Annotated in this window: 9 protein-coding genes, 1 tRNA gene and 1 pseudogene; 8 read left to right on the forward strand and 3 right to left on the reverse strand. The window is 39.2% G+C overall.

The window, feature by feature from the left end:
* Positions 1 to 159: 159 nt before the first annotated feature.
* Positions 160 to 1,782 carry an iron uptake porin gene (locus tag V7K73_RS21985; protein ID WP_334883035.1) on the reverse strand — a complete coding sequence of 541 codons (1,623 nt, stop codon included), beginning with the start codon at positions 1,780 to 1,782 and terminating at the stop codon, positions 160 to 162.
* Positions 1,783 to 2,170: 388 nt separating this feature from the next.
* On the opposite strand from V7K73_RS21985, the gene V7K73_RS21990 reads away from it, so the two are divergent.
* From V7K73_RS21990 to V7K73_RS22025, 8 genes are all read left to right on the forward strand, one after another.
* On the forward strand, positions 2,171 to 3,112 hold the full coding sequence (locus V7K73_RS21990) for a metal ABC transporter substrate-binding protein (protein WP_442936785.1): 942 nt from the start codon (positions 2,171 to 2,173) through the stop codon (positions 3,110 to 3,112).
* 114 nt (positions 3,113 to 3,226) lie between these two features.
* Positions 3,227 to 4,003: a metal ABC transporter ATP-binding protein gene (locus tag V7K73_RS21995; protein WP_334883036.1), complete on the forward strand. Its 777-nt coding sequence runs from the start codon at positions 3,227 to 3,229 to the stop codon at positions 4,001 to 4,003.
* 33 nt (positions 4,004 to 4,036) lie between these two features.
* A complete protein-coding gene (locus V7K73_RS22000) occupies positions 4,037 to 4,918 on the forward strand; it encodes a metal ABC transporter permease (RefSeq protein WP_334883038.1) in 882 nt (293 codons plus the stop codon).
* Between the two features lie 75 nt (positions 4,919 to 4,993).
* Positions 4,994 to 5,066, forward strand: a tRNA-Phe gene (locus tag V7K73_RS22005).
* A gap of 164 nt (positions 5,067 to 5,230) precedes the next feature.
* Entirely contained in the window at positions 5,231 to 6,370 is a 1,140-nt protein-coding gene (locus V7K73_RS22010) for a tyrosine-type recombinase/integrase (protein WP_334883040.1), read from the forward strand.
* Between the two features lie 598 nt (positions 6,371 to 6,968).
* Positions 6,969 to 8,186, forward strand: coding sequence for a competence protein CoiA family protein (locus V7K73_RS22015; RefSeq protein ID WP_334883042.1), 1,218 nt, complete (start codon positions 6,969 to 6,971; stop codon positions 8,184 to 8,186).
* 354 nt (positions 8,187 to 8,540) lie between these two features.
* Positions 8,541 to 8,750 carry a hypothetical protein gene (locus V7K73_RS22020; RefSeq protein WP_334883044.1) on the forward strand — a complete coding sequence of 70 codons (210 nt, stop codon included), beginning with the start codon at positions 8,541 to 8,543 and terminating at the stop codon, positions 8,748 to 8,750.
* A 290-nt stretch (positions 8,751 to 9,040) separates the two neighbouring features.
* A complete protein-coding gene (locus V7K73_RS22025) occupies positions 9,041 to 9,253 on the forward strand; it encodes a hypothetical protein (RefSeq protein WP_334883046.1) in 213 nt (70 codons plus the stop codon).
* Between the two features lie 21 nt (positions 9,254 to 9,274).
* Here the strand turns inward: V7K73_RS22025 and V7K73_RS22030 are convergent, their stop codons facing one another.
* Both V7K73_RS22030 and V7K73_RS22035 read right to left on the reverse strand, forming a co-directional pair.
* Entirely contained in the window at positions 9,275 to 11,002 is a 1,728-nt protein-coding gene (locus tag V7K73_RS22030) for an Rqc2 family fibronectin-binding protein (protein WP_334883047.1), read from the reverse strand.
* Between the two features lie 776 nt (positions 11,003 to 11,778).
* Positions 11,779 to 13,011, reverse strand: a pseudogene (locus tag V7K73_RS22035) (glycosyltransferase family 4 protein); the annotation flags it as partial.
* Positions 13,012 to 13,631: the final 620 nt, after the last annotated feature.

The following is a 13,631-nucleotide window of genomic DNA, read 5'->3' on the forward strand; positions in this document are numbered from 1 at the left end:
CAGGCGATTAGAAATCGCGGCTACACACACAAAACCCACCTCCGTGGGTTGAAAACTTTGATTTTGTTTTAGTTTGCGGAGGCGGACATAATTTTTGAAATCATACACAAAACAAAAGACGCAAATGATAAATTTGCGTCTTCTTTTAATATTTTAAAATTAAAAAGTGAATGTGGTTCGCACAGTACCAATCACGATATCATCGTTTTGATTGTTATGATCTGGCGCTGTTAGCCAGATAACTCCTGGGGTAATGCTGATATTGTCACTCAGATTATATTGATAGAAACCTTCAATGTGATATGAAGTGTCTGGATCTTTGTTGATACCTGCATTGCTGAGAGAACTGCTGACACTGGTAACTTTCGGTTCCATGCCCACAATGATGCCTGCAATATTACCTTTTTTACCAAGATCGGGGAAAGCCAGTGTGACGGCATAGTTCCAGATGTCAGCATCACCAGGATTAACTGAAAGGATGCGGGCTTTGGTCAAGCCAGCCCAACCGCCAATCACGAATTTTGAGCTTGGTTGGAATGATGCTTCTATACCGTAGGAGTTGCTAGAAGCATTCTGCAATATATCATTAGCGTTATTGCTACCACCACTACCATTGGCAAAAAAAGTATTTTTGTAGGCGTTAATGTAGGTCAAACCAAGGGTAATCTGGTTGCTAGGCTTAACAGTTAACTGCCCCATAGCACCATAAGCACCCTTCAACAGTCCAGAGCCTAGCTGAGGGTTAGCAGAATCATTTGCTAAATACCCGAAGCTTAGTTCGAGGTTATCACTGAACTCGTGTTTTATTCCTATACCAGCACCATTGACTAGATAATAAATTGGGTTGCGAGTCCCAAAATGGGAAAGGGCGCCGCTACCACCATCGCCATCTAGGTATGGGTTGACTGTATTAGTGAAATCATCAATTGCACCTGCATTTGCTTCCAGGGTGACGCCTGTTTTCTTACCAAGAGGAAACTGATACAACAGCGCGTCTATCACAACTCCATTATTGTTGTTACCACCAGCAAATCGGAAGTCACCTTCTGGTGTAAAGGTAGCAGTCTGAGAAAATGGGTCTAGGTTTGTTGCTTGAAGTCGTGTTCTGAGTAAATCTTGACCTGTAAAACTGGTGTCAAGGTTCAGACGCACCCGATCTCCAAGGACAGTATTTTGGTTGACTTTTTGACCATTAACTGTATTTCCACCTATGACACTGGCGATCGCTATTACGACTTCCCCATTCAGCTTGGTTGTGGTTGAAAACTGATTTGCCTCCAATTCAGCAGTTTTAGCTTCTACTGCATCTACACGACCTCGGAGTATGGCCAATTCGGCTGCAAAATCTTCTTGCAACTTTCGTAATGTGGCTAAATCTTGTTTGTTAACTAAATCGCCTGTGGCTGTAGCAATCAGTTCGTTAACGCGATCGAGACAAGCATTCAAACCAGCTGCAAACTCATATCGCGTTAATGCCCGATTACCGCGATAAGTGCTATTTGGGTATCCTGCAATACACCCATAGCGTTCAACCAAAGACTGCAATGCTTGAAATGCCCAGTCGGTGGGTTGTACATCGGAAAATTGAGAGACGGAGGTAACTTGCGCCATTGGCTGATCTGGCGCGATGTTCGTAGCTTCTGCGTCTGGATTAGCTAAAACTTGCGGTTGATTGATTTCAGACTTACCCGATGTTTCACCTGCAAATGTAGCAGGATTAAAAAATAGCATGACACCACAGATTGCTGGACTAACTAGCAGATATTTCCAGAATTTTTGCATTTTTCTCCTCACACTGGTATCCAACTCACACGCGAACCACGTTTTTTAAACGTGTGGCTTATGAGAATATTTCTCAGCAATCTTATCAGAAGTAAGCAACCTTTTTAAGAAAAAAAGTCAAGAAATCCTAATTATTCAACGAAAACTAAATTGCAGACGGCTATACCCTCTAAAAAATTTTGTTGTTATTCATTACACAAAAAACCCAGAATGATATTATGTGCTAAAAATGAGAATGAGAATTATTATAGTGTAAAGTTGTCAATATGAATTTTGACAAAGGCAGACTCAGCAACCGTTTTGGGGAGAAAATACTGTGATTGTGAATTGGAGAGGAATTAGAACAAGCAAGCAAAGAAGCGGCATCTTGCCGATAATTGCTTTGCTGATGTTGTCAATGACTGCTGGCTGTAGTGAATCGAATCAGAATCAGGGAACAACTTCTGAACAGTCGCCGCAAGCACAGGAAGCGGCTTCTACCCCGTCGTTACAATCGGGAAAAACGAAAGTAGTGACAACATTTTTGCCGATATATTTGTTTACTAAGGCAGTAGCGGGAAATGTGGCAGATGTAGAAATACTAGTGCCACCTGGTACGGAGGTGCATGAATACCAAGCGACACCCGAAAATGTCAAGGCGATCGCAACTGCGAATGTGTTAGTAAAAAATGGTTTAGGTTTGGAGGGATTTCTGGACAGTACTGTTAAAAATGCCCAAAATAGCAAATTAGCCGAAATTGATGCAAGTATTGGTATTAAACCCTTAAATGAAATTTCACCTGTTGTGAAAAGCTCCCAAGAAGAAAAAGACGAGGAACATACCCAAGGTAATCCGCACGTTTGGTTAGATCCAGTTTTGGCAAAACAGGAGGTAACTAATATTCGGGATGGATTAGTTGCTGCTGACCCAGCGAACAAAGCAACTTATGAAGCGAATGCTGCGACTTATATTAAACAATTAGAAAGTTTAAATACCGAATTTCAACAGACTTTGCAGAAAACTCCTAGTTGTACCTTTATTACCTTTCATGATGCGTTTCCATATTTAGCTAAACGCTATAACCTCAAGCAAGTTGCTGTGGTACAAATTCCCGAAGATCAACTTTCGCCAACGGATGTGCAAAATGCAGTCAATGCGGTGAAAAAATACAAAGTTAAAGCTTTATTTAGCGAACCAGGAGTAGATAACAAACTTCTATCCAGCCTTTCCAAAGATTTAAAATTAACTTTGCGTCCTCTGGATTCTCTAGAAACTGGCAAAACAGATCCACAGCATTATTTCGAGGCGATGAAAGCTAACTTGCAAATTCTGGAAACTTCATGTAAATAGGTTTGTCATTAGTCAGTTGTCCTTTGTCCTTTGCAATATGACCAATGACCAATGACCAATGACCAATGACCAATGACCAATGACCAATGACCAATGACCAATGACCAATGACCAATGACCAATGACATTGCTATTTTAAAAGTAGAAGAATTAACTGTCTATCAAGGCAGCTATCTAGCTGTTAAAGATGTTTCTTTTGAATTATTGCCAGGAACAGATACGGCTATAGTCGGCCCTAATGGTGCTGGTAAAAGTACTTTGGTAAAAGCGGTTTTAGATTTGATACCTCGCAGTTCTGGGACGATTCAAATATTCGGTCGTCCAATTGCAAGGCTGGGGCGTTTACGTAACTTGTTGGGCTATATGCCGCAAAACTTCATTTTTGACCGCAGCTTTCCCATTTCTGTTAGCGAGTTAGTAGGACTTGGATGGGACAAGGAAGCGAAAAAAGGGGATTTATTTTTTTCTCGGTTGTGGAGAGAAGACCGAGAAAAATCGGCAGCAGTAGGAGAAGCTTTACGGCGAACCGATGCTTATCATTTACAGCATCAAGCTATTGGTACTCTTAGTGGTGGTCAACTCAAGCGGGTTTTATTGGCTTATTGTTTGGTAATGCCTCGCAAACTGTTGGTACTCGATGAAGCTTTTGCTGGTGTTGATGTGCAAGGTTCAGCAGATTTTTACGCTTTGTTAAATGAATTAAAGCGGCAGGAGGGTTGGACGGTATTGCAAGTTTCTCATGATATTGATATGGTAAATCGCCATTGCGATCGCGTGCTTTGCCTGAACCAAAGTATTGTTTGTACTGGTAAGCCAGAAATTGCCCTTTCACCACAAAACCTGTTAGCAACCTACGGCCCAGGTTTTAGCCGTTACCAGCACCAACATTAAAATAATTCGTAATTCGTAATTAAAGAATGAAAGATGCCAGTAGTTATAGATTTCTACAATGATTGTCAGATAGCAAGGCTTGCGATCGCCAGTAGCAATGACTTGGTAAGCTTGTTAACATTCCCTTTTATGCAGCGTGCGATCGTTGGTGCTGTGTTAATGGGAATACTTGGCGGGATGTTGGGTAGTTTTGTTACCTTGCGCCAGTTGTCTTTTTTTAGCCACGCGGTTGGTCATGCAGCATTAGTAGGTGTGGCGTTAGGTGTGCTGCTACAAATAAATCCGACTTGGATGCTTTTACCTTTTACGTTGGTTTTTGGGGTTATTGTTCTCTACTTTATCGATAAAACCGACTTAGGTAGCGATAGCGTTCTTAGCATAGTGCTATCTGGGGCATTAGCGATCGGTGTGATTCTCACTAGCCTAATTAAAGGATATCGTGGCAACTTGATGGCTGTGCTGTTCGGCGATATTCTAGCGATCGATACCACAGATTTGATTTTGACGCTGTTAGTACTTGTGGGAGGTAGCATATTTTTACTATCAACCCTGCGCCAGCAAATTTTATTAACCCTTAACCCCGATGTAGCACAAGTTCAAGGTATTCCCGTCCAGTTGTACCGCTACGTGTTTGTGGTCTTGCTTTCACTCGCCGTTGCTGTAGCGATTAAAGCTGTCGGCGTTTTACTGGTGAACGCCTTTTTGGTGATTCCCGCTTCTACCGCCAAACTGATGAGTCACCACTTTAGCCGCTTTCTAATCATGTCGGTGATAGTTGGTTCCATTAGCAGTATTGCTGGCATCATTGTCTCAGGTATTTTCAACTTTGCTTCTGGCCCAAGTATTGTTCTTGTTCAATTTCTGCTATTTGTAGCCGTTTTCATCTGGTTTAAGTTGAATTTGAAAGCCGCATAAATCTTTTTTATCCAAGGGCTTGCTATTTTCTTTTATCTTTGCTACATTTATTAATCGTGGCTCACAAAAGCCCCAGCCGGGATAGCTCAGTTGGTAGAGCAGAGGACTGAAAATCCTCGTGTCACCGGTTCAAGTCCGGTTCCTGGCATACTCATAAATAGGTAATAAGTCTTGATATATCAAGGATTCAACAAAACCACCCTAGTAACGGTAGAAAAACTAGTGGTGGTTTTTACATTTTGTAACTTGACTTTGACTATGAATTGACTATGATGATAGTAGAGCAGAGGTTTTCATATTCAAGGTAAGAATATGGTAATGAAGGTAGAACATAAAGCATCTAAAGGTTCAGTCGGTGTCGAATCATTTCAAGAAAGACTCAGATTACGTTTACCACGTCACCTTTACAATGGGAAGCAAAAATATCTAACTCTGGGAATGGCAGATAATCCAGAGAATCGTAAGTTAGCAGAAGCTAAGGCAAAGCAAATTGAATCAGATATTGCATTTGAACGCTTTGACCCCACATTAGCTAAATATAAACCCCAAACTCATTTAACTCTGGTTGTACCCATAACAGAAGGTCAGCAACAAACAACATTGATCGAGTTATGGGATAAGTACACAGATTATAAGTCTAAAACTTTGAGTGTAACCACTATTAACAAGGATTATAAAAAAACTAAAAACCACATTGCTAGTTTACCAACACAGAAGCTTTCAGAAGCTGTAATAATCAGAGACTTTTTACTCAAGACATTAACACCTAATGCAACAAAGCGTGTCCTGACTCAATTAAAAGCTTGTTGTGATTGGGCAATAGATTCTGAGTTGATTAGTAGTAACCCTTTTGTGGGGATGTCACAGAAGGTAAAAGTAGCTATAAACGATGAAACTATCAACCTATTTAACAAAAGTGAGCAAAAACAAATTATCACGGCTTTTGAGAGAAATACATACTACAGTCATTACACAAACTACGTTAGATTTTTGTTCATGACAGGTTGTAGAACTTCTGAAGCTATAGGTTTAACTTGGGGTCACATCAATAGTAATCTAACTCTAATTACCTTCTGTGAAGCTGTAGTAGAAGGGAATCGTAAAGATACCAAAACTCATAAAAGTCGCAAATTTCCTATTAATCAATCACTTAAAGAGTTGTTACTTTCCATTAAACCAAGTAATCCTAATGCAGATACACCAGTCTTTAAAGCACCCAAAGGTGGTTTAATTGATGCTCACAATTTCCTTAATCGAGCTTGGAAAACTGTACTATCTGAGTTAAATATTCCTTACCGTCCCCAGTACCATACACGACATACCTTTATCACAAATTGCTTAGAAGCTGGTGTAAGTGTGGTACAAGTTGCTAAATGGGTAGGTAATTCACCAGAGATAATCATGAAACACTATGCAGGGACAATAAGACAAGTACAAGTACCAGAGCTATAACTGTATTCATAATACTCGCACTACCAGCACTCATAATACATACAGTAGCAAGGGATAGTAAACACACAATACTATCCTTTTTTGTTACCTTATGTAATAGCTAATAGTTATTTTATCTAACGGCGCTCTAAACATTAACTAAGTTACTATAAATAACTTACTGACTCTAGAATAACTAAGTTTAATAGATAATTGCAGTTACCTTCTTTGTACTAGTTTAATCAGCTGCAATGGTTTCGGGCATTAGTATAAATTTGCTGAGTTACATCTTAGTTACGTCAGTTAGGGACTTCCAAGAAATAAATTATCCTAATTAACGAACCACAGAGACGCAGAGAAGCCAGTGCGCCCTTGCGGGTTCACCGACTTGTTCGCGCAGCGTCTCCCCTTGAGAGAAGCAACTGGCGCGACGCAGAGAGGAGAAATAGAGAAGATTTTTGCATCAGTTTTGGGATATTTTTTTATTTGGAAGTCCCTTACAAGCACAAAAAAGAAATATGTTGGTACTCCAAGTATAATAAGCAACTTTACTCAGGCATATCCTAAGTATTAACAGTTATTCTCATAATAATGAGAGTATAACTAGGATTAATTGAATATGGATTATGCAATTTCAATATATAAAGGTGGCAAAAGAGTTTATGCAAAGGATTGTGATTTTGTTTCTTACTCAGAACAAGGTTTAATTTGTCCTATTTGTAAACAAGAAGTTTATTTAAGAAAGGGTAATATTAGAGAACCCTATTTTGCTCATTTTCATGCCACTACCTCTAGAGAAGTGGAAGAATGTGAACTGAGAGTATCAGCCGATGGTAATGGTACAGAAACAAGTAGCTTGATTGAAAATAGGGGACAAAGATTAGAGATATTTCAACAGCACTTCATAAGTTTGATTTATTTTGAAAATTCAAAAATTATTGAAGATGTAAAATTTAATAACTGGATTAATTCAAGAAAAGATGAAAGCAATCAAATAATCAATGACATTATTATAAAATGTATTGATTGTTTTCTAGAAAATCGGCAATTAATGGAAGCCAAGTATATTATTCATACAACTAAAATCAAAAATAAACAAATTTTATTGCAACAAAAAATATCTTTAGAAGTAATGAGCTATTTGTGCGATAACGCAAAATTTAATTATAATTTGCGATATCTATTGTTTTACAGTATGTATCAAATTTATCAATATGAAAAACACAAATTAATTCGACAAAATATTAAAACACAAGACATAGAAAAAGTTTGTCAATACACAGTAAGAATTATTATGTGTAATTCTTGGATATTAGCATTTAAAAATACTAAAATTAATGGGGTTAATAACAAAACACAACAGAATATTATCAAAATTAATAAAATGAGTACGGATGTCAAATTAGCATCAAGCGTACAAAAAGGCATCAATACTAACTTAATGTCACCTTTATTTAAACTAGCTGAGTTTAAATATCAAGTACAATTAATAATACTTGATACGGGTGAGGTACAACTTAATCAGTTTTTACCAGATGCTAGTAAGATGATTATTGATATCGGTTTTATAACTGGCATCGATGAACATGGTATTTCTCAAATTAATTACAATCCTAGTTTTAAGCTAGTAGGTAACAAACAAATACATGATCAATTACAACGACTCATCAATAACGCAGTTAAAACAGATGCCACTTTTCTTAAAACACAAAATAGGGAAGTGGATAATCAATTTCAAACAGATAGAAAAGAGAAATTACTAGCAGCAAAACGGGCTAAGTACGATGGTAGACATAGCGCGTATCATGTACGCAAAAAGATGTTTAAAAATTGGTAACTTAACTCAAACCATAAGTTTAGTTACTTATGGTGTTTGTCAATGTTAATTAATTTTTAGAGTTACATTATGTTAGTCACATTAAAATTTATCAATTTACCTGGTCTATATCCTGTTATAGAATCTTCCACAGAGTTTGGGTAAAATTGTGCTTCATAATAGCGGGAAGTGCTGTAATGTAGATTTATAAGTAAGGTATTTTTTCTTACTTATCTGTCCACAGTAATACAAAAGGAAAATTACCATGTTCATCTACTCAACAGATAAATAAAAAACAAGGTGTATATAGCTTAAGGTGGTAAGTTGATTATGATTGTTCTATACTTAACCTGCTAGTTGCTATCATAGTAAACTATGTCAGATAATGTTTGGAAAGAACGGGAAACTACTATAGTTATTGCTAACGATAAAACTGGGGAATGGTTGTTTCTTACGTTTCCATTATGGGAGGAAGCTAGACAAGCCGTTAATGCAGCTAGGAGTGAAGGTAAAGCAGCAGTTTTCTATGACGGTGCTACTTTACCCGAACCTCCAGAATTACCTATGCCTCCAGAACCACCATAATATTGACTATGATTTGACTATGATTTGACTATGAATATGAATGACTATGAATGAATATCCTTAATTATCAAGTATTTCAACACTCAAAACAGAGGGCTGAAAATCCTCATTTCATCGGTTCAAGTCCGGTTCCTGACATATTAAAAAACAAAAAGACCAGCCTCCCACAGCTGGTCTATAAAATTTTTTTTGCGTTGTCTTCTCAAGAGAGTTAAAACCCAATTGCGCGTTCCCAAAATGCAACGGGCAACTTTTCTTAACAATATTGTAACAGTCAACACAGATTTTTCGTGAAATTCATCAAAAAAGGATATGAACAAAGCTTAAAAGCTTCTATCCATGAGGATAATTCAGCAAATCGCAAGGTAGAAAAGGAGGGGAGGAGGGGAGCAGGGGGAGCAGGGGGAGCAGGGGGAGCAGGGGGAGCAGGGGGAGCAGGGGGAGCAGGGGGAGCAGGGGGAGCAGGGGGAGCAGGGGAAGAATTCTTAATTTTTGACAAATGACAAATGACAAATGACTAATGACTAATGACTAATGACCAGTTGTGGTTTTCCCCAGAGGATGCTTTCCTGCTTGTAAATTGCAATTCCTGGTTTTGCTCCTTTGGGTTTGTAGACGTGTTTTAGCTGAGTATAAACTACTGGCACTTGCTCACTCTGACGGGCGCGGCTGTAGTATGCGGTAAGATTAGCTACAAATTGCAAATCAGCTTCTTCTGCAACAGCGCCGGGTTCTAGACGTAGTAGCACATGGCTACCTGGAATTTCTTGAGCGTGGAACCAGATGTCATAATCCCCAGCGACACGAAAGGTCAATTGGTCATTTTGGCGATTGTTGCGACCGATTAATACTTCAAAGCCGTTGGGGGTAAGGTAACGATGAAAGTTGGTGCTGGGGGGTTCATTGGCGCTGCGGCTGCGATATTCTGGATCTTCTAAATACTTTTGTCCAATCAACTCTTCGCGGATTTCTTCTAAAGCTCGCAAATCTTCTGCTGTTTGGTAGGTGTCTATTTGGCTGATGGCAGCTTCTACTTGTTCTAAATACTCAATTTCTGTCTGCACTTCTAATAGTAGCGGTTCGACGGCAGCCCGAGCGCGTTTCAGCTTTTGGTTCTGTTTGTAAAGACTTTGGGCATTTTGGACGGCATTTTTATCTGGTTGGAGAGCGATCGCTACTGGCAAATTTGTATTAAAATCAGCAAGGATAATTTCTTTTATCCCCGGTTCCCAGTTTTGCAGATGAGCCATCAATAAATCAGCTTTTTGCCGATACTCATCGGCTTGATCTGATTGCTGCAAGCGCGTTTTAAAGGTTTGAGCCTTATTCCGTAATTTCGCCAGAATATTATGCAATTTTTGACTCAATTGATGGCGCAATTGAGAAAATAACTGTTGGTCAATTTGGTTACTGTAGTACTGGTAAAGTAACTCCTGGATATCTTTGACCTTTTCAACTGCGCCCCAACCCATTACGGTGTAGCCATCTTTTGTCCAAGCGGGGTGAAATTTACTAGAATCTAAGGCTTGTAGCCATTCTTGCCAACGCTCAAACAGCCGTCGCCAGTCGTTTGGGTTGAGGCTATCGGTGGATGTTTCTGGTGCGATATTTGCTTCTAGCAGCATTAACTCCAGTAGGGCTGCACTTAAGCCACTATAACTTTTGAGCAATTGCCGCTTGATTGCTCCTGGGACTAAACTTACCCGTTCTTGCCAACGTTCTTGAGATTCGCTCAAACTGGGGACTGTTCCAGTCAGTTTTGGCGGTGTTTCATAAGGTTGTCCGGTTTGGATGGGACGGACACTAGATTGTTGCTGACTGACTTGATGAGCAGCGGTGATAATTATATTGTTGGCATCGGTGAGAATGACGTTGCTATACTTGCCCATGATTTCTGCATAGACATGATTAAGGGCGGTTTCTCCGGGACGACGGGCAAATTGCAAATCAATAACACGCTCCCAAGGGGCGATCGCTTCAATAGCTACCAGTGCTAAACCATTCAATTGGTGTATCAGTTGTTGGCTAAAGGTAAAGGTATCTGGCGATCGCGGTGGTGGATCGCCGATACAAATATGTGCAGCTTGGGGATGCCAAGATATTTGTAGCCAATCTCGCTGTTTCAGGGTGCGTAATGCCATAGCAATAGTGTAGCGATCGCGCTGGTAAACCTGTTCTAAGCGCGATGGTAGCCAGTTAGCGCGGATTTCGCTACAAGCAGCTGTGAGAGTGGTAAAGTCAACTGGTTGCAAAGCGATTAGTTGTTAAGATTCAAATGGTAGCGATCGCTATGCTTTTATCTTCGTTTAGTCAAAGCATAGCAGACCTCAACTATCATAGCCGTTACTTGGTTTGGTGATAGCTGCCAATAAAAAAACGCAGAAATCTATCTATTCAGATCCACTCTCAGCACTTAGATGATAGTTTAGCTTTTTATACATTTTTTAGTAGTGTCGAGTTTTGTAAGCTCAAGCTAAATAAATAGGCTAAGTTATATCTTGCACCTGCCGACTTTCCCACCAGAGAATAAATTCTCTGGCTAATAGCGCAAGTCCACTCCAGTGGATTCTAATCCTTAGTGAGTCTTCAATAGATAGACTTTAGCTATAAGAGAGGTGAATTCATTCTGAGGCGGTTGTTGGGACTGGTGCAAGTTATCAGCTAGGTAAATTCCACTAATTAAACTAATAATGGAAATCACTCAGCCTAGAGAAATATTTAGAATATAGCGGTTCCGATTCAGATGGGGTACAACATTACATCCCCCTACGGGTGTACCTCATCCAAACGAGAACCGCTATAAATGATTGAGTAATGGTGAGTGACGACTAGAAAAATAAAATTATTGCTTGCGAGTTAGCCATTCACCATTATTTGTGACGTGAGAGAATTATTTAGCAACCAAAACTGGCTGTTTTGCTGTTGAGGCTACTAATTCAACTGTTGACTCCAGTAGTTCTTTTGCTGTTGAGGCTACTAATTCGGCTGTTGACTCCACTAGTTCTTTTGCTGTTGAGACTACTGTTTGTGGCTCCAACAGTTCGGTGTAAAGTTCACTCAGTTGATGTGCTACGCCATCCCAGCTAAACTTAGTTTCGACGCGCTTTCTACCAGCTTTACCTAATTCATCTCGCCACTCTGAATTTAAAAGAATTTTGTCAATAACAGATGCAAAGGCATGTACATCTTGGGGTGGTGCTAATAAACCGGTTTCTTCATTAACTACAGTAAACTGAAGTCCGCCGACATCACTTGCTACCACTGGGGTACCGCTTGCCATTGCTTCAATAGCTACCAGTCCAAAGGGTTCGTAGTGACTAGGAACAACGCAAACATCGGCGGCTGCGTAATAAGTTGGCAAAATATCTTGACTGAGACGACCAGCAAAAGTGGTAAAGTGGCTGATTCCCAATTCGTTGACGATTTGCTCAATGCGATCGCGCTCAATGCCGTCGCTGTTACCTGGAGTACTACCACCACCTATGATTAGCTGGAGATTCTTAGAGTCACGTAGCGAAGACTCGTTTACTGCCCGCACCAAGGTTTCTATCCCTTTGCGTTGGTCAAAACGTCCTACATATAATACAACTTTAGCTTCTTTGTCAATTCCCAATTCAACTCTAGCTGCTTCTCGTGCAATCGAGCCAAAGCGTTGAATATCTGTACCGCAGGGAATGATGTCGATATTGCCTTTAGTGGAAACTAGCGATCGCATGTGTTGCTGTTCTTGCGGACTTGTCGCTACAATTCGATCTGCTTTTTCCAACACCTCTTTTTCTACTGCTAATCGCACACTAGCAATCAGAGGAATATTATCTATAGTGTTATACTTGACCGCTCCTAATGAGTGGTATGTGTGAACCTGTTTACTCTCTTGGATTTTGTTTAACTGCATCCCCACCCAACTAGAGAGCCAATAGTTAGTGTGAACTAACTGGTATGTAAAGTCATTTTTTAGTTGAAATTTAAGGAAATTATCGATAAATTCTGGCAGAAATTCAAAAATCTCATCTCGCGGCACAAATTCAAGGGGGCCAGCTTTTAAACGAATAGTTCGACAATTGTCGCTGTGTTCAACAATCGAGTCTTGCTCCAGACTCACTTTGCGAGTAAACATATCAACTTGCCATCCCAGCTGCCCTAGTGCTTCACCCACGTTACGCACATAAACATTTTGTCCTCCAGCTTCTTCTTTCCCTATTTCAATCGCCGGATCTCCGTGGACGGAAATCAAGGCGATACGTTTTTCGGTGGTATTCATAGTTTGTGTGTTGCTGATTTTAACAAAGTTTTAAGCTGTTCCAAACTCGTGTATAGCACACTTGCCCGAATTGTTTAGGAACTTTGATTAATATTGATTTTAATTTACTATGTATAATATTTTTTTACATCTTCTGCCAGAAGTATACTATTAGATTAAATATAATAAATATTTAATTTCTTTAGATATAGAAAGTTCATATTTTTAAATTTCATACTTTTGATAGATGACATTTATCTTTGCTTGTGTATAGAGTAAAGGTTATTTTTGAAAAGCAAAATTACTGAAAAGCTTATAAAAACGTACTTTTAGCTTCTATACACTTTATTGTTTCAATTCAGATTGCTATATTAATTCAAAATATCTAATGCTTTTGATAGACAAATATTATAGTTTTCGTCTTGTTTCTTCAGATATAATCCCATAGATATAGCAATCGGATTTGATTCCTGAATTACTCGTAGGGACTCTTTACTGGGAAGAAGGAATAAAGGTGTACTTAGTTTTTTTAAAAAATCAAATATAATACCAATTTAATATGAAGCTGCATATAATATAAAAAATAAACTTGATAAATAAAAATAACCATGAGCCGTCCTTTTAAGATTGAAATAGCAGAG

Origin of the sequence: Nostoc sp. (assembly GCF_036916975.1) — a bacterium.
GTDB lineage: Bacteria > Cyanobacteriota > Cyanobacteriia > Cyanobacteriales > Nostocaceae > Nostoc.